Raw genomic sequence first — 25568 nt, 5'->3', positions numbered from 1 at the left:
TCCAGGAAACGTTCGGCCGTCAGTTCAGGACGGTGCAGATAACCCGGGCGACTTGCACGCCGCCGATGTAAATCTCCCCCGCCACGCCCAGCGGCACCGGTTGCTGGGCGCTATCCAGCAAGTAGATGCGGGTGTTGGCGACCGGCTTGCCAATCGGCGTGCTGTCCGGCGTTTCCGAACCTGCGCATTCCCAGGCCGTGACGTCCACGGCCGCTTCGGTTGGCCCGTACAAATTGTGCAGCGCGGTGCCCGGCAGTTGCGCCTTGAAGCGCCGCACCAGATGCCCCGGCAGCGCCTCGCCGCTGCACATGACCCGCCGCAGGCCCTTGCACTCGCTGACATCGTCATGGGCCAGGAACACGTCCAGCATCGACGGCACAAAGTGCATCGTGGTGATGCCTTTGGCTTCAATCACCTCCCGCAGGTACGCCGGCTCGCGATGACCGCCGGGCGCGCCATCACCAACCGCGCACCGCAGAACAATGGCCAGAAAAACTCCCAGACCGAGACGTCGAAACTGAACGGGGTCTTTTGCAGCACGGCGTCAGCCGGCGTTAATTGGTATTCGTCCTGCATCCACAGCAAGCGGTTGACCACGGCGCCGTGCTCGTTCATCACGCCCTTGGGCAGACCGGTCGACCCCGAGGTGTAGATCACGTAGGCCAAATTGTCCGGACTCAGGCCATCGACCAGCGGATCGGATATCGGTTGAACCGAGAAACCTTCCTCTTCTGCCGCATCCAGCAACATGACCTTGGCCGCCGTTGCCGGCAGGCTGGCCTGCAAGGCGCGCTGGGTCAGGACCACGGCCGGCGCGCTGTTTTCCAGCATGTAGGCCAGGCGATCGGCCGGGTAATCCGGGTCGAGCGGCACATACGCCGCGCCGGATTTGAGGATGCCCAGTAAGCCAGCGAGCATGTCGAGGCTGCGATCCACGCAGATCGCCACGCGGTCGTCCGGACGGATGCCCAGATCGATCAAACGATGGGCGACCTGGTTGGCGCGGCGGTTCAGGGTGGCGTAGGTCCAGTGATCGTCTTCGTACGTTACAGCGATGGCGTCCGGCTGGGCCGTCACCTGCGCCTCAAACAAGCGCTGCAAGGTCAAGCCCTGCGGATAGTCGACCGCCGTGGCATTCAAGCTTTCCAGCAGATGCTGGCGTTCGCTGTCGCCCAACAATGGAATGTGCGCGACCACGCGGTGTTCGTTGGCCACCATGGCGCGTAATACGCACTCGAAATAACCGAGGTAGCGTTCCATCGTCGACTGGTCAAACAAAGCGGTGGCGTATTCCAGCGAACCGAACAGTCGGCCGCCGACCTGCGCCATGTCCAGCAGCACATCAAACTTCGCCGTACGGCTGGTTACGCCCAGGCCTTGCAGCGCCATGCCACCGAGTTCCAGTCCAACGTTTTCGCTGCTCTGCCAGGTCAACATGGCCTGGAACACCGGGCTATGAGACAGGCTGCGAACCGGCCTGACCACTTCCACCACTTGTTCGAACGGCAAGTCCTGATGCGCCTGGGCGCCCAGGGTCTGAACCTTCACCTGTTGCAGCAAGCCTTCGACGGTCAGCTCCGCCGAGACGTCGAGACGCAGCGCCAGGGTGTTGACGAAGAAACCGATCAGGTCTTCGACTTCGCAACGCGAGCGATTCGCTGCCGGCGTGCCGATGACGATGTCACTTTGTCCGGACAAGCGACTCAGCACCGTCGCCCAGGCCGCCATCACCGTCATGAACAGCGTGGTGCCTTGGCGCTGGCTCAACGCGTTGAGGTCGCGGGTCAGGGTTGCGTCAAGTGCGAGCCCCACGGCATGGCCGGAATAGTCTTGCTGCGCCGGACGTTGACGGTCGCTCGGCAATGTCAGCAGCGCCGGCGTACCAGCCAGTGTTTGCTGCCAGTAGACTTCCTGTTGCAGCAACACTTCGCCCGTCAGCCAGTTGCGCTGCCAAATAGCGTAGTCGGCATATTGAACCGACAAGGCCGGTAGCGGATCGTCCTGCCCCTGGCGGAACGCCTCGTACAGCACGCCGAGTTCACGGGTCAGCACATCCGTCGACCAACCGTCGGAGACGATGTGGTGCATGGTCACCAGCAACACATGGTCGTCGTCGGCCATGCGCACCAAGCGGCCACGGACCAGTGGACCTTGCACCAGATCAAACGCCTGGCGAGCTTCCTCGGCGGCCATCACCAGCAGCTCCGCCTCGGCGTCCGAATGTTCCGCCAGATCCAGCATTTGCAGGGCGAAACCGATATCGGCGCGGGCAATGCGTTGCTCCGGCTCCAGGCCTTGTTCCTGTACAAACGTGGTGCGCAAGGCTTCGTGGCGGGCGACGATTCGATCCAGTGCACGGGTCAGCGCCAGATTGTCCAGTTCCCCGCGCAGACGCAGGCCGGTGGGCATGTGATACGCCGCATTCGCGCCGTCCAACTGCGCCAGGAACCAAAGCCGCTGCTGGGCAAAGGACAACGGCAGCATTTGCTCACGGGACACCGGCACGATAGCCGGCTGGGTACTGCGTGCGGCCCGGGCCAGTACTTGCGCCAGCGCGATCAGGTCGGGATGGGCAAAGACATCCGCCAGGTTCAGCTCCACACCGAGGTGCTGACGTACTTGTGAGATCAAGCGCATCACCAGCAACGAATGGCCGCCGAGTTCGAAGAAATGGTCATGACGCCCCACCGCTTCGACCTTGAGCAAGTCCTGCCAGATCTGCGCCAGAGCGATTTCGCTAACCCCTTGCGGCGCTTCGTGGACCCGACTGGCGTAAGCCTCGGCGTCGGGCGCCGGCAGCGCCTGACGGTCGAGTTTGCGGTTCGGTGTCAGCGGCAGCGCCGCCAGGCTGACGAACGCGCTCGGCAGCATGTACTCGGCCAACACCGGTGACAGCTGCGTACGCAAACTCGCGGCCGTGAGCACGACACCGGTTTGCGGCACTACATAAGCCACCAGGCGTTTGTCACCCGGCGCATCTTCGCGAACGATCACTGCCGCTTCCTTGACCCCGGCGCAATCGCCGAGTCGGGCTTCGATCTCGCCCAGCTCGATACGGAATCCCCGGACCTTGACCTGGAAGTCGTTGCGACCCAGGTATTCGAGGCCGCCGTCCGGGCGATAGCGCGCCAGGTCGCCGGTCTTGTACATCCGCGCGTCGGGCAGGTCGCTGAACGGGTCGGAGAGGAATCGCTCGGCGCTGATCGCGTCCAGGTTGAGGTAACCCCGGGCCACGCCGTCGCCGCCGATAAAGATCTCGCCCGTGACCCCGAACGGCACCGGTTGCTGGTGGGCATCAAGCAGGTAAATCCGGGTGTTGGCCATCGGCGTGCCGATGCTTGCATTGCGGTTAAGCGCCTCGTAGGTCACGTAGGTCGCGGTGCACGATACCGTCGCTTCAGTCGGGCCGTAGGTGTTGATCAGTTGCGTGTGCGCCGGGCGCAGCTGTTCCCACATCTGCAACTTGTGGGTCGACAAGGCATCGCCGGTGACATTGATCAGGCGCACGTCGCGCAACTGCTCGCGGGCCAGCGCCGGAGTGTAGTGCCACTCGGCGGCCAGGGTGTGCCAGTGCGCCGCCGTCAGGTGCAGGAACGTCGGCCGGATCTCGGCGTCTTGAGACGTGCCGAAGAGGTCACGGCTCGGCGCCAGGGTCGCGCCGGCGATCAGCGCCGGGAAGATCTCTTCTACCGACAGGTCGAAGTTCAGGGTGTTCTGTTGCAGCACGGTGTCGGCCGGCGTCAGGCCGAACAAGCGGACCGCATCGATGCTGTAATTGACCAGGCCACGGTGTTCGATCATCACGCCTTTAGGGTTGCCGGTCGAACCCGAGGTGTAGATGACGTAGGCCAGGTGGCGCACGCCCAGCGTCGGGACAACCGGATTGTGCTCGTCGCCGATGGCGATGCCGCTGTGCACCCGTTCCGAATGATCGAGTAGCACCACCGGTACCTCCAGTGCGGGCAGTCGCGCTTGCAGTGCACGCTGGGTCAACAGCATCGTCGGCGCGCTGTCGGCGAGCATGTAGGCCAGCCGTTCCGCCGGGAACGCCGGGTCGAGCGGCACGTAACCGGCGCCGGCCTTGAGGATCGCCAACAGGCCGATCAGCATCTCGGCTCCGCGTTCGACACAGATCGCCACCCGATCGTCCGGACGAATGCCCTGCTCGATCAGGTGATGCGCCAACTGGTTGGCCTGGCGATTCAACTCGGCGTAGCTCAGCCGCTCACCGTCGAACAGTACTGCGATGGCGTCCGGTTGCGCGCTGACTTGCGCTTCGAACAATTGATGGATCGTTTGGTCGTGGGGGTACTCGGTCTGCGTGGCATTGAGGTCGACCAGCAAACGCTGACGTTCGGCCTCGTCCAACAGCGCAATCCGTTCAACCAGCGCCTGATCGTCAGCCACCATGGCCCGCAGCATTCGTTCGAAATAGCCGAGGTAACGCTGCACGGTGCATTCATCGAACAACGCAGTGGCGTATTCCAACGTGCCGAACAATTGGCCCTGGACCTCGCCGAGTTCCAGCGACAGGTCGAACTTGGCGACGCTATTGGCCACGCCCAGGCCTTCAAGTTTCAGGCCATCAAGCAGCAGCTCGGAACTGTCCAGGGTCTGCCACGACAACATGGCCTGGAACACTGGGCTGTGGGCCAGGCTGCGCACCGGGTTGAGCACCTCCACCACTTGCTCGAACGGAAGGTCTTGATGGGCCTGGGCGCCGAGGGTCTGGGTCTTGACCCGCGCGAGCAAGGCTTCGACGCTCGGCGCATCAGAGACATCGACACGCACGGCCAGGGTGTTGACGAAGAAACCGATCAAGCCCTCGACTTCTGCCCGCATGCGGTTGGCTACCGGCGAGCCGATCACCACTTCGTCCTGGCCCGAAAGTCGGCTCAACAGCGCTGCCCAGCCGGCCATCAGCGTCATGTAGAGCGTGGTGCCGTGACGTTTGCTCAAGGCTTTGAGGTCAGTCGTCAGGTCTTGATCGAGGGCTACCGCCAGCGAGGCGCCGGCGTAGTCTTGCTGCGCCGGGCGCGGTCGGTCGGTCGGCAACGTCAGCAGCGCTGGCGCCTCGGCCAGGGCCTGCTGCCACCAAGTGCATTGAGTGCGCAGCACTTCGCCGCTCAACCAGCGGCGTTGCCACACGGCATAGTCGGCGTATTGCACGGTCAGCGCCGGCAGCGGATCGTCGAGACCATGGCAGAAGGCGTTATACAGCGCTGCCAGTTCCTGGGTCAGCACGCCGATTGACCAGCCGTCCGAAACGATGTGGTGCATGGTCACCAGCAGCACGTGATCCTTGTGACCCAGGCGGATCAAGCGGCCGCGAATCAACGGGCCTTGCTCCAGGTCGAACAGCTCGGCGGCTTCTTGTGCTGCCAGGGTCTGCAGTTCAGCGTCAGTATCGGCCTGGCCACGCAAATCGTGCTGGCGCAAGGCGAAACCGCAGTCGGCCGGGGCGATGCATTGCCGGGCTTCCTCGCCGTGGTCCTGAATGAACGTGGTGCGCAGCGCTTCGTGGCGCGCCACGATCCGAGCGAGGGCGCGTTGCAGGGCGATGCGGTCCAGGTTGCCACGCAGGCGCAGGCCGGCGGGCATGTGATAGGCCGCGCTGCCCCTTCCATTTGCGCCAGGAACCACAGGCGCTGTTGAGCGAACGACAGCGGCAAGTCTTCTTCGCGGGAGACGTTGACGATGTCCGGCAAGGTGCTGCGACTGGCCTGGGTCACGGCCTGCGCCAGTGCCGCGAGTTGCGGGTGATCGAACAGATCAGCCAGGCCCAATTCCACGCCCAGCTGCAACCGCACCTGGGAAATCAACTGAATCGCCAACAGCGAGTGGCCGCCCAGCTCGAAGAACTGGTCATGGCGACCGACCTGCGGCAGACCGAGCAATTTTTGCCAGATCTCTGCGAGGGCGATTTCGACTTCGCCGTGCGGGGCTTCGTAGCCATGGGTGATGACCGATGCCAGGTCCGGTGCCGGCAGGGCCTTGCGGTCGAGCTTACCGTTGGGGGTCAGCGGCAATGCGTCGAGGTGCACGTAGGCGGCCGGGATCATGTAGTCCGGGAGTTGGGTTTGCAGGTGACGGCGCAGGGCGTCGATGTCGAGTGTTTGCAGTGAGGTGTAATAGGCGACCAGGCGTTTTTCGCCGGGTACGTGCTCGCGGGCCAATACCACGACCTCCAGCACTGCCGGATGCGCGCTGAGACGCGCCTCGATTTCGCCCAATTCGATACGGAAGCCGCGAATCTTGACCTGATCATCGTTGCGCCCCAGATAGGCAATGTTGCCATCCGGCAAGTAACGCCCCAGGTCGCCAGTTCGGTACATCCGCGCATTCGGCACGTCACTGAACGGGTCATTCAGGAAGCGTTCCACCGTCAGTTCAGGACGGTGCAGATAACCCGGGCGACTTGCACGCCGCCGATGTAAATCTCCCCCGCCACGCCCAGCGGCACCGGTTGCTGAGCGCTGTCCAGCAGGTAGATGCGGGTGTTGGCGACCGGCTTGCCAATCGGCGTGCTGTCCGGCGTTTCCGAACCTGCGCAATCCCAGGCCGTGACGTCCACGGCCGCTTCGGTCGGGCCGTATAAGTTGTGCAGTGCGGTGCCCGGCAGTTGCGCCTTGAAGCGCCGCACCAGATGCCCCGGTAGCGCCTCGCCGCTGCACATGACCCGCAGCAGGCCCTTGCACTCGCTGACATCGCCATGGGCCAGGAACACGTCCAGCATCGACGGCACAAAGTGCATCGTGGTGATGCCTTTGGCTTCAATCACCTCCCGCAGGTACGCCGGCTCGCGATGCCCCCCCGGACGCGCCATCACCAGCCGCGCACCGCAGAACAATGGCCAGAAAAACTCCCAGACCGAGACGTCGAAGCTGAACGGGGTCTTTTGCAGCACGGCGTCAGCCGGCGTTAATTGGTATTCGTCCTGCATCCACAGCAAGCGGTTGACCACGGCGCCGTGCTCGTTCATCACGCCCTTGGGCAGACCGGTCGACCCCGAGGTGTAGATCACGTAGGCCAGGTGCGAAGACGTCAGGTCTGAGATGTGTGGATTAGAGACGGATTCGTCCTGCCAGAGCCCGCTGTCAAGGTCGGTAATCGGCATTGAAGCTTCGACCAGCAAACCCCGAGTCGCCGCGTGGGCCAGGATTACAGCCGGGGCGCTGTCTTCCAACATGTAGGCAATCCGATCCAACGGATAAGCCGGATCCAGCGGCACATAACCGCCACCCGCCTTCAAAATCGCCAGCAGCCCCACCACCATATCGAGCCCACGCTCAACGCAAATCGCCACCCGAGAATCCGGCCGCACGCCCTGCCCGCGCAGGTAATGCGCCAGTTGGTTGGCTTTGGCATTCAATTCACGATAACTCAAACGCTGCTCGCCATGCAGCACCGCCACGGCCTCCGGCGTACGCTCAACCTGCGCCTCAAACAGCCCATGAATCGTCTGTTCCAGCGGGTATTGCGCTTCCGTGGCGTTGAACGTCACCAGCACTTGCTCACGTTCCGCCGCCGGCAATATCGACAACCCGCGCAACGGCGCATCCGGCGTCTGCTCCAACGCCTCCACCAGGGTTTCCAGCGCCCGGTGCATGTAATCGCAAACACGCTGCGCACCGACCTCGACCACCGCTTGCGCGGTGAGCATGAAGCCCTCGCCGAGGTCGTCCACATTCAGGCACAACGGGTAGTTGGTTCGTTCTTCCATGCTCAGCGTCTGAATCCCGTGCCAGGCCGAAACCGCCTGTTCGGACACCGCATCAGCCGCACTGTGTCGGTAGTTCAGCAGCGTGCTGAACAGCGGCAGCGAGTTCGGCACGCCACTACAACGTTGCGCCAGGGACAGCGAGGCATGTTCGTGCCCCAGCAAGGCCGAGAGCTGCGCATGGGTAGCCTTGACCCCAGCGCGCACACTTTGCGCTCCGACGCTGATGCGCAGCGGGAGCGTGTTGATGAACATGCCCAGTGCACGGTCAGCGCCCTCGCCGCCCTGCATCCGACCCATCAGTACGGTGCCGAACACCACTTCTTCACGCCCTGACACCCGACCGACGACCTGCGCCCAGGCCAGGTGAACCAGGCTGGCCGCACTGACGCCGAGCTGACGGGCCTGCACCCGCAGACGCTGGCCCAGCACCGCATCGACCAATTGATGTTGTTCTTCGATCCCACTGCCGTCGCCCTGCACATCCTGCAAACCGAAGGGCAGCGTCGGCTCGTCGATATCGCCGAGCATTTCGCGGAAGAACACCTCATGTTGCTCGCGACTGACGCCCAGACGCGCCTGTGCCACGTGGTTGCGGTACGGCACGGCGGCCGCGAGCCGGTCCACCTGACCGATCAGGCTGGCCTGCATTTCATGGACTACCACCTCAAGGGCCGTGTGATCCAGCACCATGTGGTGGAACAGCAGTATGCCGACCCAACGCTGATTGGCCGGGTCTTGGGCAAAGGCCAACCGCATCAGCGGTGCCTGAGCGATGTCCAGACGGTAATGCCGTGGATCGAAACGGCTGTGCAGTTGCTGCACGACATCCCCCGCCGCAGGATCGGTCGCGACTTCCTCGAGCGCCATCTGCGCGTTGCGCCACACCACTTGCACCGGCGCCTCCAGCCCTTGCCAGACCATGCTGGTGCGCAGAATGTCGTTACGCGCAACCACGCTCTGCAAGGCCTGGGCAAACGCGTCGAGCCGTTCTCGGTTGTCAAAGCCGAACAGCACTTGCAGCACGTACGGGTCACCTTGGCTTGCGGCCAAGTGGTGATAAAGAATGCCTTCCTGCAACGGCGCCAGCGCATAGATATCCTGCACGTTGGCCACGCCGCCCGGCACGGTGGTGACGATACGGTCGATGGCCGGCTGATCGAGGTCGACCAACGGCAACAGGTCCGGCGTGATCCGCTGGCAATCCAGGGCTATCCGATTCGGCGGTACCACCAGGTCATGTTGCTCACCGACGGCGGCGGCCAACGCTGCCAGGGTCGGTTGGCCAAACAGCACGCGGACATCGGCGGCCAGGTCGACCTGACGCATCCGTTCGATCAGCTTCACGGCCAACAGCGAATGGCCGCCCAGTTCAAAGAAATTGTCATGCCGGCCGATCTGCTCGATGTTCAGCAGCTCTTGCCAAATCCCGGCAATGGTCGTCTCGACCTCGCCTTGGGGTGCTTCATATTCGCGGCTGGCGTAGGCCGCCGAATCCGGCGCCGGCAACGCCTTGTGATCCAGTTTGCCGTTGGTGGTCAGCGGGAACGCCGCCAGTGTCACAAACGCGCTCGGCACCATGTATTCCGCCAGCGAGTCCAGTAACTGCGTGCGCAACTCAGCGGCGGACAACTGAACGCCCTCCTCGGCGATTACATAGGCCACCAGGCGCTTGTCGCCCGGTTCGTCTTCACGGGCGATGACCACGGCTTCGCGCACGGCGTTGCAAGCCGCCAGTTTCGCTTCGATTTCACCCAGTTCAATGCGGAAACCGCGAATCTTCACCTGATCGTCATTGCGTCCCAGGTATTCAATGCTGCCGTCTGCCAGCCGCCGACCGAGGTCACCGGTGCGGTACAACCGCGCGCCGACGTGGCCGCTAAAGGTGTCCGCGATAAAGCGCTCGCTGTTCAGTTCGGGACGATTCAAGTAACCCCGCGCCACACCGGCGCCGCCGACGTACATTTCACCGATCACCCCCACCGGCACCGGCTCGCGCCGGGCATCCAGTACATACAGTTGCAGGTCGGGAATGCGCCGGCCAATCGGGCTGACACCGACCAATTCTGCATCAGCCGCGTCCAGTGCACGGTAGGTCACGTGCACCGTGGTTTCGGTGATGCCGTACATATTGACCAGTTGTGCCTGGGCATTTATCGCCCGGGCATACCACGGTTTCAGGATGCCGGTGTCCAGCGCTTCCCCACCAAAAATCACCTGCCGTAGGCGGTGGCTCAAGTCGCTTTCGCCCTGAGCGGCAATCAACTGGCGGAAGGCACTCGGCGTCTGGTTCAACACCGTGACGCCAGCCTGACACAGCAGCGCGTAGCAGTCTGCCGGCGACCGGCTGACCAGTTGCGGCACCACCAGCAAACGGCCGCCATGGGTCAGCGCGCCCCAGATTTCCCAGACCGAGAAGTCGAACGCGAAGGAATGGAACAGCGCCCAAACATCTTTCGGGCCGAAGTCGAACCAGGGCTGAGTAGCCGAGAACAGCCGCGCAACGTTGCGGTGTTCGACCATCACGCCTTTCGGCAGACCGGTCGAGCCCGAGGTGTAGATCACGTAGGCCAGATGGTTGGAGCAAAGGCCAGGGACTTGCGGGTTGGCGATCGATTGGTCCTGCCAGCTGCCACCATCAAGTTCAATGACCGGCAGCGAAACGTGGGCCAGCAGCCGCTGAGTCGCGGATTGCGCCAACACCGCCACCGGGGCGCTGTCGTGCAGCATGTAGGCGATGCGTTCTGCCGGATACGCCGGGTCCAGCGGCACATAGCCGGCGCCGGACTTGAGGATGCCCAGCAGGCCGACGATCATTTCAAGACCGCGTTCGACGCAGATCGCCACCCGGTCATCCGGGCGAATGCCCAAGGCCAACAGTTGATGAGCGAGCTGATTCGCCCGGGCGTTGAGTTCGCCATAGGTCAGGGTCAGGTCTTCATACACCACGGCCACGGCGTCAGGCTGCGCCGCTGCCTGGGCTTCGAACTGACCGTGGATCAGCGCGTCATCGGCGTAGGTGCTGTCGGTGCGATTCCAGGTATCGAGCAACTGCAGGCGCTCGGCCGCTGGCAGGATTTTCAACCCGTGCAACGCTGCTTGCGGGGCCTGTTCCAGCGCCTCTACGAGGTTTTCCAGGACACACTGCATGTAGCCGCAAACACGCTCGGCACCAATCGGCGCCTGGGCCATGACGGTCAGGTTGAAGCCTTCACCCAAGTCATCCACCGACAGCGTCAGCGGGTAGTTGGTGCGTTCTTCACCGTCCAGCGCCTGGATGCCTTCCCACGCGGCGATGGCTTCACTGGACACGGTTTGTGTCCCCAGATGCCGGTAATTGAGCAGTGCACTGAACAGCGGCGTCGGCGCGGTCACACCGCTGCAGCGCTGCGCCAGTACCAGCGAGGCATGTTCGTGGCCGAGCAACGCGGTCAACTGCGCGTGGGTCGCCTTGACCCCGGCGCGCACACCTTGTACCCCGACACTCACGCGCAGCGGCAAGGTGTTGATGAACATGCCCAGCGCACGATCAGCCCCTTCGCCGCCCTGCATCCGTCCCAACAGCACGGTGCCGAAAACCACATCGTCCTTACCCGACACCCGGCCCAGCACCTGCGCCCAGGCCAAGTGACAGACACTGGCCGCGCTCACCCCGAGCTGACGAGCCTGGGCCCGCAGACGCTTGCTGAGGCTGGCGTCCACGACCTGGCGGACTTCCTCGATGTCGTGGCCATCGCCTTGCACATTCTGCAAGCCGAAAGGCAGCGTCGGTTCGGCCACATCGCCCAGCATATCGCGGAAGAATACTTCGTGTTCCTCGCGGCTCACGCCGAGCCGAGCCTGTGCCACGTAGTTGCGATACGGCACCGAGGCCGCCAACTGCTGCGCCTGACCGAGCATGTGCGCTTCGATTTCGGCGGTGAGCACGCCCAGGGACGTCGCGTCGTCGACCATGTGGTGGAACAGCAACATGCCGACCCAGCGCTGGTTTGCCGCGTCTTCGGCATAGCCGATCCGCATCATCGGCGCCTGGCGAATGTCAAGGCGCAAATGCCGTGGATCGAGGCGTTCGCGCAATTGCTGGACGATATCGCCCGCTGCCGGGTCCAGCACAATCTCATCCAGGCCCAGTTGCGCCTCACGCCAGACCACTTGTACCGGCTCATCGAGGTTTTCCCAGGCAACGCCAGTACGCAGAATATCGTGGCGCGACACCACGCCCTGCAGCGCCTTGGCGAACACTTCCAGGCGGGCGCGGCTGTCGAACGAGAACATTGCGTATTGCAAGTAAGGGTCGCCTTTCTCCGCCGCGAGGTGGTGATACAAAATCCCTTCCTGTAGCGGTGCCAAGGCGTAGATGTCCTGCACATTGGCCACGCCACCGGGGACCATCGCCACCACATGATCGATCTCGTCCTGGCTCAACGTGGCCAGCGGCAACATGTCCGGGGTGATTCGCCTGCAGCCTTGCGGGATGCCGTTGACCGGCACCACGATTTCGCGACCACCGCCCACCGCTGCGGCCAGTGCCACCAATGTCGGCTGACCGAACAAGACGCGGACATCGGCGGCCAGGTTGACCTGGCGCATGCGTTCGATCAGCTTCACGGCCAGCAGCGAGTGCCCGCCCAACTCAAAGAAATGATCGTGGCGACCGACCTGCTCCAGTTGCAGCAAATCTTGCCAAATCTGTGCAATCGCCGTCTCGACCTCACCTTGCGGCGGTTCATATTCGCGGCTGACCACGGATGACTGGTCCGGCACCGGTAGCGCCCGTCGATCCAGTTTGCCGTTGGTGGTCAGCGGGAACGAGGTCAGCGTCACGAAGGCGCTGGGGACCATGTACTCCGCCAGCGAACCCGACAGCTCGGCGCGCAGTTCTGCGGCAGACAATTGCTCGCCTTCTTTGGCAATCACATAGGCCACCAGGCGTTTGTCACCGGTGTCCTGACTGGCCACCACCACGGCTTCCCGCACACCGCTGCACGCGGCCAGTTTGGCCTGGATTTCCCCCAGCTCGATACGGAAACCGCGGATCTTCACCTGGTCATCATTGCGGCCCAGGTATTCAATGCTGCCGTCCGCCAGCCAGCGACCGAGGTCACCGGTACGGTACAACCGCGAACTCGAGTCACCGCTGAATGGATTGTTCAGGAAGCGCTCGGCGGTCAGTTCTTCGCGGTTCAAGTAACCCCGCGCGACACCGGCGCCGCCGACGTACATCTCACCGATTACACCCACCGGCACTGGCTCGCGCTGGGCATCCAGCACGTACAGTTGCAAATCGGGAATGCGTCCGCCAATCGGGCTGACGCCGACCAATTCTGCATCGGCGGCAACCAGTGCACGGTAGGTCACGTGCACCGTGGTTTCGGTGATGCCGTACATGTTGACCAGCTGCGTTTGCGCATTGGCTTCGCGGGCATACCAGGGTTTGAGAATCCCGGTTTCCAGCGTTTCACCGCCGAAAATCACCTGACGCAGGCTATGGTTCAGGTCGCTGTCCCCCTGGGCCGCAATCAACTGGCGGAAGGCGCTCGGCGTCTGGTTGAGAATGGTCACCCCGGCCTTGCACAGCAGTGCGAAGCAGTATTGCGGTGAGCGGCTGACCAGTTGCGGCACCACCAGCAACTGGCCACCGTGAGTCAGTGCGCCCCAGATTTCCCAGACCGAGAAGTCGAAAGCGAAGGAATGGAACAAGGCCCAGACGTCTTGCGGGTTGAAATCGAACCAGGGCTGGGTCGCCGAGAATAGCCGAGCGACGTTACGGTGTTCGACCATCACGCCTTTCGGCAGCCCGGTCGAACCGGAGGTGTAGATCACGTAGGCCAAATGCGCTGACGTCAGGTCCGGCACATCAGGGTTGTGCTGCGCCGGCGGGGCTTCATGGCTGGCTTCGATCAGGTCGAGCAGCACGGTCGGCAGCGCCATTTGTGGCAGGTTGTCGCGCAACGGCAGTTGAGTCACCAGCGCGACCGGCTGGCTGTCGTAGAGCATGTAGGCAATGCGCTCGGCCGGATACGCCGGGTCCAGCGGCACATAACCGGCGCCGGATTTCAGGATGCCCAGCAGGCCGACGATCATTTCAAGACTGCGCTCGACGCAGATCGCCACCCGATCATCCGGGCGCACGCCCAGTGCCAGCAAACGATGGGCGATCTGGTTGGCACGGGCGTTGAGTTCACTGTAGGTCAGTGTCAGGTCTTCAAAGACCACAGCCACGGCATCAGGTTGTGCCGTGGCCCGGGCTTCGACTTGTTGGTGAATCAGTTCGTCATGGGTGTACACCGCCTCGGTGCTATTCCAGGTCTCAAGCAACTGCTGACGCTCGGCCGGCGGCAGGATCGTGACCGCGTACAGCGGGGTCTGCGGTGCGGTTTCCAGGGCCGCGACCAGGTTGCCCAGCGCCACTTGCATGTAGGCGCAGATACGCTCGGCGCCGATGGTCGACGCGACCAGTGCGGTGAGGTGAAAACCTTCGCCCAAGTCGTCCACGTTCAGGGTCAACGGGTAATTCGTCCGCTCGTCACCACCCAGCGCCTGGATGCCCTGCCACGCGGACACTGCCTCCTCGGTGACTTCCCCGGCGCTGTGCCGGTAGTTGAGCAAGGCGCTGAACAACGGCGTCGGTGCGGTAACACCGCTGCAACGTTGCGCCAGCGCCAGGGACGCATGTTCGTGACCCAGCAACGCCGTGAGTCGCGCATGGGTGGCTTTGACACCGGCCCGCACGCCTTGGGTGCCGACATCCACGCGCAACGGCAAAGTGTTGATGAACATGCCCAAGGCGCGGTCGGCACCCTCGCCGGCCTGCAGGCGACCCAGCAGCACCGTGCCAAAGACCACGTCCTGTTTGCCGGAAACCTTGCCCAGCACCTGCGCCCAGGCCAAATGCACCAGGCTGGCGGCGCTCACACCCAACTGACGCGCCTGAGCCCGCAGGCGCTTGGACAGTGCGAGATCCACAGGTTGTCGGGTCTCATCGATGCCATGCCCGTCGCCCTGCACATCTTGCAGGCCGAATGGCAGGGTCGGTTCGTCGACATCACTGAGCATTTCACGGAAAAATGCCTCGTGATCGTCGGCACTCAAACCGAGGCGTGCCTGCGCCACATAGTTGCGGTACGGCATCGCTTCGCCCAACTGCTCATTCCGGCCCAGCAGGTGCAGTTGCATTTCGTGCTGCATCACCTCCAGCGCGGTGTGGTCGAGTGCCATGTGGTGGAACAACAGCGTCGCGACCCAACGGTTTTGCGCCGCGTCGTGGGCATAAGCCAGGTGCAACAACGGTGCGTGGCGCAGGTCGAGGCGGTAATGCCGCGCGTCGAAACGGGTGCCCATCTGCGTGGCGATATCACCGGCGGCGGGGTCGAGTTCGATGTGTTCCGGCTCCAGCAACACCTCGCGCCAGACCACTTGAATGGGCTCGTCGAGTCCTTCCCACACTACGCAGGTGCGCAAAATGTCGTGGCGACCGATCACCACCTGCAAGGCCTGGACGAACCCGTCGAGGCGTTCGCGGCTGTCGAAGGCGAACTGGGTTTGCAGCACGTACGGGTCGCCCTGCTCGGCGGCCAAATGGTGATAGAGGATGCCTTCCTGCAACGGCGCCAGCGGGTAGATATCCTGCACGTTGCGGGCGCCGCCAGAAACGGTAGCGATGATCCGGTCGAGGGTGTCCTGGGTCAGTGCCGCCAGTGGCAGCATGGCTGGGGTGATGTGTTGGCAATGGTCCGGAATCAGGTTTTCCGGGACAATGATCTCTTTGCCGCTACCGACCGCGGCGGCCAGTGCGGCCAGGGTCGGTTGGCTGAACAGGACGCGCACGTCCGCGCTTAAATCGGCCTGGCGCATCCGTTCGATCAGGGTGACGGCCAGCAGTGAATGGCCGCCCAGTTCGAAAAAGTGGTCATGGCGGCCGACACGCTCGACTTTGAGCACCTCGGCCCAGAGCTGCGCCAGGGTTTCTTCGATTTCGCCCTGCGGCGCTTCGTACTCGCGGCTGGCGTAGGCCTCGGCGTCCGGGGCTGGCAGCGCCCGACGGTCGAGCTTGCCGTTGGCGGTCAGCGGGAAAGTTTCCAGCACCACAAAGGCACTCGGGACCATGTATTCGACCAGTGAAGCGGCCAGTTCGGCGCGCAGATCCTGGGCTGACAAGGTGACGTCCGGCTGGGCGATGACATAACCGACCAGGCGTTTCGGCCCGGATTCGTCCTGACGCGCCAGTACCACGGCGTCTTGCACGCCCGCGCATTGACCCAAATGCGCCTCGATCTCGCCGAGTTCGATGCGGAAACCACGGATTTTCACCTGGTCGTCGTTGCGACCGAGGTATTCGATGTTGCCGTCCGCCAACCAACGACCGAGGTCGCCGGTTCGATAGAGCACAGCATCTTCACTGAATGGGTCTACGACAAACTTCTCGGCTGTCAATTCAGGCCGGTTCAAATACCCTTTGGCCAGGCCGTCGCCACCAATGTACAACTCCCCCGCCACACCGATGGGCACCGGGTGTCCCTGTTGATCCAACAGGTAGAGCCGGGTATTGGCGATCGGGCGACCAATCGGGATGCTGCCGTCGCCTGCCGTTTTGATTTCATAGGTTGCCGAGAACGTGGTCGCTTCCGTCGGGCCGTAACCGTTGAGCAAATGCTGCGGCGCGCCTTCTTTCAGCACCCGGCGAATCACTGCCGGATCCAGCACATCGCCGCCGACGATCAGGTAGCGCAACTGGCCGAACACGCTCATCAAACCGGCGGCGTACTGATGGAATAGCCCCGCCGTCATCCACAACACGCTGACCGATTGCTCAACCAGCAGCGTTTTGAAGCCTTCTTGCGACAGCAGCACGTCCTGCTCAACCACGACCACGCAACCGCCATTGAGCAGCGGCGCCCAGACGTCGAGGGTGCTGGCGTCGAACGCCGGGTTCGAGGCGAACGCCACGCGATCCTGGGCATTGAATTCGGCGTAGCCGTTGTTGATCACCAATCGGTTGATCGCCCGGTGCGGGACCAACACGCCTTTCGGTGTGCCGGTCGAGCCCGAGGTGTACATGATGTAGGCCGGCGTCTCGCTCGACTGCGACAGTTGTGGATCAGCGGTGACCAGGCTATCGAGCATCAGCGCGTCCAGATCGACGCGCTGTGCGTCTTCGGGCAGCGTTGTCGTGCTCAGTGTCAGCAGCACCTGCGCCCCGCTGTCCTGCAGCATAAAGTGCTGGCGTTCGGCGGGCGCGCTGATGTCCAGCGGCACGTAGACCGCCGCGCACTTGAGGATCGCCAACTGGCTGATCAACAACTCCAGCGAACGCTCCAGCAGGATCGCCACGCGGTCGCCCGGTTGAACACCGAGGCTCAGCAGGTGCCGGGCCAGTTGGTTGGCTTTATTGTTGAGTTGGCGGTAAGTCAGGCGTTGCCCATCGTGGATGGCCGCCGTTGCCTGTGGTTGAGCCACAACCTGCGCTTCGAACAGCGCATGAACGGTTTTGTCCTGCGGATAGCTGCGGGTTGTCGCGTTGAAGTCCACCAGCAGTTGCTGGCGCTCGGCGGGCGGCAGGATCGCCAGGCTGTGCAGCGGCGTCTGCGGCGCTTGCTCCAGCGACTCGACCAGATGCGCCAGCGCCGTGTCCATATAAGCGCAAATACGTTGGGCACCGATCTGCGGCATGGCCAGCGCCGTCAAGCGGAAGCCTTCACCCAAATCGTCCACCGACAGCGTCAGCGGGTAGTTGGTGCGTTCTTCGTTGCTGAGGGTTTCAATCCCTTCCCAGGCTTTCAGGGCCTCATCCGATGCGACATGCGCAGCGCTGTGCCGATAGTTGAGCAAGGCGCTGAACAACGGCAACGGCGCGACCACCCCGCTGCAACGCTGGGCCAATGCCAGCGAGGCATGTTCGTGTCCGAGCAACCCGGTCAACCGGACGTGGGTGGCTTTTACACCGTCACGCACGCCCAACCCGCCGAGGTTCACGCGCAGCGGCAAGGTGTTGATGAACATCCCCAATGCCCGTTCGGCACCTTCGCCGCCCTGCATCCGGCCCATCAACACCGTGCCGAATACCACATCATCACGCCCCGACACCCGGCCCAGCACCTGGGCCCAGGCCAAATGGTGCAGGCTCGCGGCGCTGACACCCAACTGACGTGCTTGCGCCCGCAGACGGCGACTCAGGTCAGCGCTGATATCCTGCGCCGCTTCTTCTATGTCACTGCCATCGCCGCGTACATCCTGCAGGCCGAACGGCAAGGTTGGCTCGTCTACGTCAGCGAGCATTTCGCGGAAAAATCCTTCGTGTTCCTCGCGGCTGACGCCCAGTTGCGCGTGCGCCACGTAATTGCGATACGGCACCGCTTCGGCCAACGCGTCGGCCTGACCGAGCAGGTGCGCCTGCATTTCCTGTTGCACCACTTCCAGGGCCACGTGATCGAGGGCCATGTGGTGAAACAACAGCATGGCGACCCAGCGCTGGTTCGGCGCGTCGTGGCTGAACGCGATGCGCATCAACGGCGCCTGTTGCATGTCGAGACGGTAATGCAGGCTGTCGAATTGCTCGCGCAAGCGGTCGGCGATCTCGCCCTCGGTGGCGTCGAGTGTGACTTCCTCGACGGCCAGTTGCGCTTTGCGCCAAACCACCTGCACCGGCTCGTCCAGCCCCTGCCACACGACTGAAGTGCGCAGGATGTCATGGCGATCGATGACGCCTTGCAGGGCCTGGGCGAAGGCTTCCAGACGCTCGCGATCAGCGACGGTGAACGTCGCCTTCAGTACATAGGGGTCGCCCTGTTCTGCGGCAATGTGGTGATAAAGAATGCCTTCTTGCAGCGGCGCCAATGGGTAAATGTCCTGCACGTTGCGCGCACCGCCGGAGACCGTCGCCACGATGCGGTCGATGGCCGGCTGGTCGAGTTTGACCAGCGACAGCATGTCCGGGGTGATGTGGGTACAACCCAGCAGGATGTTGTTGGTGGGCACCACGATTTCAGTGTCACCACCGACCGCAGCCGCCAGCGCCGCCAGGGTGGGCTGGCCGAACAGGACGCGGATGTCCGCCGACAAACCGAGCTGGCGCATCCGCCCGATCAGGCTGACGGCCAGCAGCGAATGGCCGCCGAGTTCGAAGAAGTGGTCGTGACGGCCGACGTGCGGCAGGCCGAGCAGGTCTTGCCAGATCTGTGCGAGGGCGATTTCGACGTCACCTTGTGGGGCTTCGTAGCTTCGGGTGATGACCGAATCGAGGCCCGGAGCCGGCAGTGCTTTACGGTCGAGTTTGCCGTTGGGGGTGAGCGGCAAGGCGTCGAGATGCACGTAGGCGGCCGGGATCATGTAGTCCGGGAGTTGGGTTTGCAGATGACGGCCCAGGGCGTCGATGTCGAGGGGTTGTGGTGCGGTGTAGTAGGCAACGAGGCGTTTTTCTCCGGGGAGGTCTTCGCGAGCGAGGACGGCGGTTTCTTTGATGTCCTGATGCTGGGCGAGTTTGGCTTCGATTTCGCCCAGTTCGATGCGGAAACCGCGGATTTTCACTTGGTCGTCGTTGCGGCCCAGGTATTCAATATTACCGTCCGGGAGGTAGCGCCCCAGGTCGCCGGTTTTGTACATCCGGGCGTTGGGTGCGGTGCTGAACGGGTCGGTGAGGAAGCGTTCGGCAGTCAGCTCATCGCGGTTCAGATAACCGCGAGCCACGCCGGCGCCGCCGATGTAGATTTCGCCTGCGACGCCCAATGGCACGGGTTGGCCGTGGTCATCCAGCAAGTAGAACTGGGTGTTGGCGACGGGTTTGCCGATGTGGGCGGCGAAACCGTCTTCGCGGGCCATCGACACCCAACTTGAGTAGGTGGTGGTTTCTGACGGACCGTAGAGGTTACACAGGCGTTTGACATTGGTCTGTTCGAAGAGGTTTTCGACGAGACTGCGTTTGAGCGCTTCCCCCGCGACGTTGACCGTGTGCACGTTGTCGCTCAGTCCGCCAGACTCCAGCAAAGCCTTGAGCGCCGACGGCACGGTGTTGATCAACGTAACGTCGTGCTCGCCCTGCTGAAGTTCCAGCACATTAGTCACGACATCGATGCTGCCGCCTGAGGTTAGCGGTGCGAAGCACTCGTAGACTGCCAAATCGAAGTTCAGCGAAGTCGAGAACAGGGTTTTAGCCAAGGTTTCGTCGTCAAACGAACGATGCGCCCAGGTCAGGAAATTCACGGTGTTGCGGTGTTCGATCATCACGCCTTTGGGTAAACCGGTCGAACCCGAGGTGTAAATCACGTAGGCCAAGTGCGAGGACGTCAGGTCTGCAATCTCTGGATTGGCGACGGGTTCGTCCTGCCAAAGCCCACAGTCGAGATCGATTACCGGCATCAAAGCCCCGGCCAGCAAACCCCGAGTGGTTGCTTGGGCCAACACCACGGCCGGTGCGCTGTCCTCCAACATGTAGGCAATCCGATCCAGCGGATAAGCCGGATCGAGCGGCACATAACCACCGCCCGCCTTCAGAATCGCCAGCAACCCGACCACCATATCGAGCCCACGTTCAACACAAATCGCCACCCGCGAATCCGGCCGAACACCCTGCCCGCGCAGGTAATGCGCCAACCGGTTGGCCTTCTCATTCAACTCGCGATAACTCAAGCGTTGCTCACCATGCAGTACCGCCACGGCATCCGGCGTGCTTTCCACCTGAGCCTCAAACAACCCGTGAATCGTCTGCGCCAACGGGTAATCCGCGTCCGTGGCATTAAACGTCACCAACAACTGTTCACGCTCAGCCACCGGCAGCACCGGTAACCGATACAACGACGCCTGAGGCGTCTGCTCCAGTGCCAATACCAAATTTTCCAGCGCTGAATGCATATAAGCGCAAACCCTCTGCGCCCCGATCTTGGGGGCAACCAGCACCGTCAGGTTAAAACCGTTGCCCAGGTCATCGACGTTCAAGGTCAACGGGTAATTGGTCCTTTCTTCGCCACTCAGAACCGCAATACCGCGCCATGCATCCAGCGCTTGCGCCGAAGCAACGCCGGTCGCGCTGTGGCGATAGTTGAGCAACGCACTGAACAATGGCGTCGGCGCCGTCACCCCGCTGCAGCGTTGCGCCAACGCCAGGGATGCGTGTTCGTGCCCCAGCAATGCGGTCAGCCGCGCATGGGTCGCCTTGACCCCGGCCTTGACGCCTTGGGTGCCAACATCGACTCGCAGTGGCAAGGTGTTGATGAACATTCCCAGCGCTCGGTCGGCGCCCTCGCCGCCCTGCATCCGGCCCATCAACACCGTGCCGAATACCACATCCTGTTTGCCCGACACCTTGCCCAGCACTTGCGCCCAGGCCAGGTGCACCAGGCTCGCGGCACTCACGCCGAGCTGCCGTGCCTGAGCCCGCAGACGCAGGTCAAGCGCCGCCTCGACGGGCCGGGTGTGTTCTTCAATGTCGCGCCCGTCGCCCTGCACATCCTCTAAACCGAACGGCAGCGTCGGCTCGTCGATATCGCCGAGCATCTCGCGGAAAAACCCTTCGTGTTCCTCGCGACTGACGCCCAGGCGTGCCTGCGCTACATAGTTGCGATACGGCACCGCGTCGGTGAGTTGAGCGGCCTCGCCCAGCAAGTACGCCTGCATCTCGTGCTGCACCACTTCCATGGCGGTATGGTCCAGCGCCATGTGGTGGAACAACAGCGTCGCGACCAGCCGTTGCTGGCTGTCGTCCTGCGCGTAGGCCAGGCGCATCATCGGCGCCTGGCTGACATCCAGTCGGTGATGCCGCGGGTCGAAGCGCTGGCTCAGTTGCGTCACCGCATCGCCGGCAGCCGGGTCGAGATCGAGCTGTTCAAGGTGCAATGTCGCCTTGCGCCAGACCACTTGGGCAGGTGATTCCAGCCCATCCCAGACAACCCCGGTTCGCAGAATGTCGTGGCGATCAATCACCACTTGCAGCGCCTGGGTGAAAGCGTCAAGGCGCTCGCGGTTGTCGAAGGCGAACTGCGATTGCAAGACGTACGGATCGCCCTGCTCGGCGGCCAAATGGTGATAGAGGATGCCTTCCTGCAACGGCGCCAGCGGGTAGATGTCCTGGACGTTGCGGGCGCCGCCGGGGACAGTGGCGATGATGCGGTCGATGGCGTCTTGGGTCAGTGACGCCAGCGGTAGCATCGCTGGGGTGATGTGTTCGCAGTCCAACGCAATCAGGTTTTCCGGGACGATGATCTCTTTACCGCTACCGACAGCGGCGGCCAGCGCGGCGAGGGTTGGCTGGCTGAACAGGACGCGGACGTCGGCGCTCAGATCAGCCTGGCGCATCCGTTCGATCAGGGTGACCGCCAATAGAGAATGGCCGCCCAGTTCGAAGAAATGGTCGTGGCGACCCACTCGGTCAACCTTCAACACCTCGGCCCAGAGCTGCGCCAGGGTTTCCTCGACTTCGCCCTGCGGTGCTTCGTACCCGCGGCTGGCGTAGGCTTCGGCGTCCGGAGCTGGCAGTGCGCGGCGGTCGAGTTTGCCGTTGGTGGTCAGTGGGAAAGTTTCCAGCACCACGAAGGCGCTTGGGACCATGTACTCGGCCAGTGACGCGGCCAGTTCGGCCCGCAGGTCTTGTACCGACAGCGTGACGTCCGGCTGAGCGATAACATAACCGACCAGACGTCTTGGACCAGATTCGTCCTGCCGCGCCAGCACCACGGCGTCTTGCACGCCGGCACACTGGCCCAGACGCGCTTCGATCTCGCCGAGTTCGATGCGGAAACCGCGGATTTTCACCTGGTCGTCGTTGCGCCCCAGGTACTCAATATTGCCGTCCACCAGCCACCGGCCGAGGTCACCGGTGCGATAGAGCAATGCATCGTTAGTGAACGGGTCGACGACAAACTTCTCGGCGGTCAGCTCGGGCCGGTTCAAATACCCTTTGGCCACGCCGTCGCCGCCGATGTACAGCTCGCCCGCTACGCCCAGCGGTACGGGTTGCTGATAGGCATCGAGTACATAGACTTTTGTATTACCGATCGGACGACCGATAGGGACGCTGCCCGCGCCGACTGACTTGATCTCAAACGTCGCGGTGAAAGTCGTGGCTTCCGTCGGGCCGTAGCCGTTGAGCAGGTACTGCGGCGCACCGTCCTTCAGCACCCGACGGATCACTGCTGGATCAAGTACGTCACCGCCGACAATCAGATAACGCAACTGACCAAACACGTCCATCAAACCAGCGGCGTACTGGTGAAACAGCCCTGCCGTCATCCACAACACGCTGACCGATTGCTCAAGCAGCAGGGTTTTAAAGCGTTCTTGCGACAGCAACACGTCCTGTTCAACCACCACCACGCAACCGCCATTGAGCAACGGCGCCCAAACGTCGAGGGTGCTGGCGTCGAAGGCCGGGTTTGACGCGAAAGCGACTCGGTCCTGCGCGTTGAACGAGGCGTAACCGTTGTTGATCACCAATCGGCTGATCGCCCGATGCGGGACCAACACACCTTTCGGTGTCCCGGTCGAACCCGAGGTGTACATCAGGTAGGCGACCGACTCGGCGGATTGCAGCAAATTCAGGTCATGGGCCAGTTCAGAGCCCAAGTCCACGCTATCCAGATCCACGCGCCGGACACCTTCAGGCGCAGCAGATGCACTCAACGTCAGCAGCACCTGCGCCCCGCTGTCCTGCACCATAAACTGCTGGCGTTCAACCGGCGCACTGGCATCCAGCGGCACGTAAACCGCCGCACATTTCAGAACCGCCAACTGACTGATCAGCAATTCAAGCGAACGCTCCAACAGAATCGCCACCCGGTCGCCCGGTTGTACACCGAGGCCAACCAAGTGATGAACCAAGCCGTTAGCCCTGGCATTGAGTTCCCGATAAGTCAGGCTTTGCGCGCCGTGTACCACCGCCGTAGCCTCTGGGCAGTCCCGAACCTGAGCCTCAAACAACCCATGAACAGTTTTGTCCTGCGGATAGCTCCGGGACGTCGCATTGAAATCCACCACCACTTGCTGACGCTCGGCACTCGGCAAGATAGCAAGCTGGTGCAACGGCATATCCGGTGCTTGCTCCAAGGCCCGGACCACCCCTTCAAGCGCCATCGACATGTAGTCGCCGACACGCTGCGCACCAATCCCGGACAAGGCCAGCACGCTCAGGCTGAAGTCTTCGCCCAAGTCATCCACCGACAAGGTCAGCGGATAGTTGGTGCGTTCTGCACCGCCCAACGCCTGCAAACCTGCCCATGCTTCAAGTGCTTGAGCCGACGCGACCTGCGCCGTGCCGTTGTGTCGGTAATTGAGCAGTGAACCAAACAACGGCGTGGGGGCCGGCACACCGCTGCAACGCTGGGCCAATGCCAGCGAAGCATGCTCATGACCGAGCAACGCGGTCAGGCCGGCATGGGTGGCTTTTACCCCGTCGCGCACGCTCTGCGCGGCCAGATTGACCCGCAGCGGCAAGGTGTTGATGAACATACCCAACGCACGATCGGAACCGTCGCCGCCCTGCATCCGGCCCATCAGCACGGTGCCGAATACCACGTCCTGCTTGCCCGACACAGCACCGATCACTCGGGCCCAGGCCAAGTGATGCAGGCTCGCGGCGCTCACGCCCAACTGCCGGGCCTGAGCCCGCAGTCGACGGCTCAGCGACGCCGCGACCGGCAGATTCACTTCCTCAATAGCCGGTTCGCGCTCCGGCACCTCGGCAAAACCGAATGGCAGCGTCGGCTCATCGATGTCGCTCAACATTTCGCGGAAAAACGCCTCATGGGCGTCGCCGCTGACGCCCAGTCGCACCTGTGCCACGTAATTGCGGTAAGGCACCGCGTCGGGCAAGGCGTGCGCCTGGCCAAGCAGGAACGCCTGCATTTCGTGCTGCACCAACTCCAGCGCCGCATGGTCGAGCGCCATGTGGTGGAACAACAGAATTGCCACCCAACGGTCGTTCTCGCGGTCTTGCGCGCAGACCAGCCGCAGCAGCGGCGCCTGCCGCACATCCAAACGGTGATGCCGGGTGTCGAAGCGTTGCTGCAACTGCCCCTGGATGTTCCCGGCAGCCGGGTCGAGGACGATCTCTTCCAGGGTCAGCGTTGCTTCGCGCCAAACCACTTGCACCGGTTCATCCAGCCCTTCCCAGACCACGCCGGTGCGCAGGATATCGTGGCGATCAATCACCCCTTGCAGCGCCTGGGTGAAGTCATCGAGCCGTGCCCGTTGCTCGGCGCCGAACAGGGCATGCAAGACGTAGGGATCGCCCCGCTGCGCCGCGAGGTGATGGTACAGAATGCCTTCTTGCAGCGGCGCCAGCGGGTAGATGTCCTGCACATTGCCGGCGCCGCCGGGCACGCTGTCGACCACCCGATCAATCTCTTCCTGCGTGAGGCTTGCCAGGGGCAGCATGTCCGGGGTGATGCGGTATGCCGGACTCAGCCAGTCACCGCCGTTTCTTTCCACCAGGTCGAGCAATTCATTCTTGTGGACCGCCAGACTGTCCCACAGCGCACTGTCCAGTCCTTCGTCGTCACCCAGGATCACCAGGTTGTCGTCATCCAGTTGCAGACGGATCGGGTGCTTGGAAAGAACGGCCATCAAATCGCTGAATTGCATCGAAGAACCTGCTTTTAAATTCGGAGTGGTTGACGACAAAAAATGTGGTTTTCAGATACGGCGTGACGCCTGAACGCGGGAATCGGCTGCGTATCAAGGGCCGATGGCGGCGTATGGGTCAGGGCGGTGAAGGCATCGTCATGTTCAAAATCGATAGCTGGTCAGAGGCAGGAATGACGCCCCTTACAGGTTGAAAAAATTAGAACATTCGGCGGGTGATGTCTGTCATGGGAAGCAGGGACAAGCCCTGAAGGGGATCAGTCGGGATGCTCAGGATCGGCGC

The 25568-nt window shown here is 62.8% G+C and carries 1 protein-coding gene and 2 pseudogenes; all 3 read right to left on the bottom strand.

Annotated elements, in window-relative coordinates; translation table 11 throughout:
- Positions 1-19 precede the first annotated feature (19 nt).
- A pseudogene (locus JFV26_RS34595) lies at positions 20-5562 on the bottom strand (amino acid adenylation domain-containing protein); the annotation flags it as partial.
- A gap of 227 nt (positions 5563-5789) precedes the next feature.
- Positions 5790-6335 (bottom strand): annotated as a pseudogene (locus JFV26_RS34590) (AMP-binding enzyme); the annotation flags it as partial.
- Positions 6336-6385: 50 nt separating this feature from the next.
- Positions 6386-25285, bottom strand: a complete 18900-nt coding sequence (locus JFV26_RS34585; RefSeq protein ID WP_201197686.1) for a non-ribosomal peptide synthetase — start codon at positions 25283-25285, stop codon at positions 6386-6388.
- Positions 25286-25568 lie beyond the last annotated feature (283 nt).

The sequence above is a fragment of the Pseudomonas sp. TH31 genome (assembly GCF_016650815.1).
Classification (GTDB): domain Bacteria; phylum Pseudomonadota; class Gammaproteobacteria; order Pseudomonadales; family Pseudomonadaceae; genus Aquipseudomonas.
The sequence above is the reverse complement of the archived record's forward strand: the minus strand, read 5'-3'. Positions and strand labels throughout refer to the sequence as shown.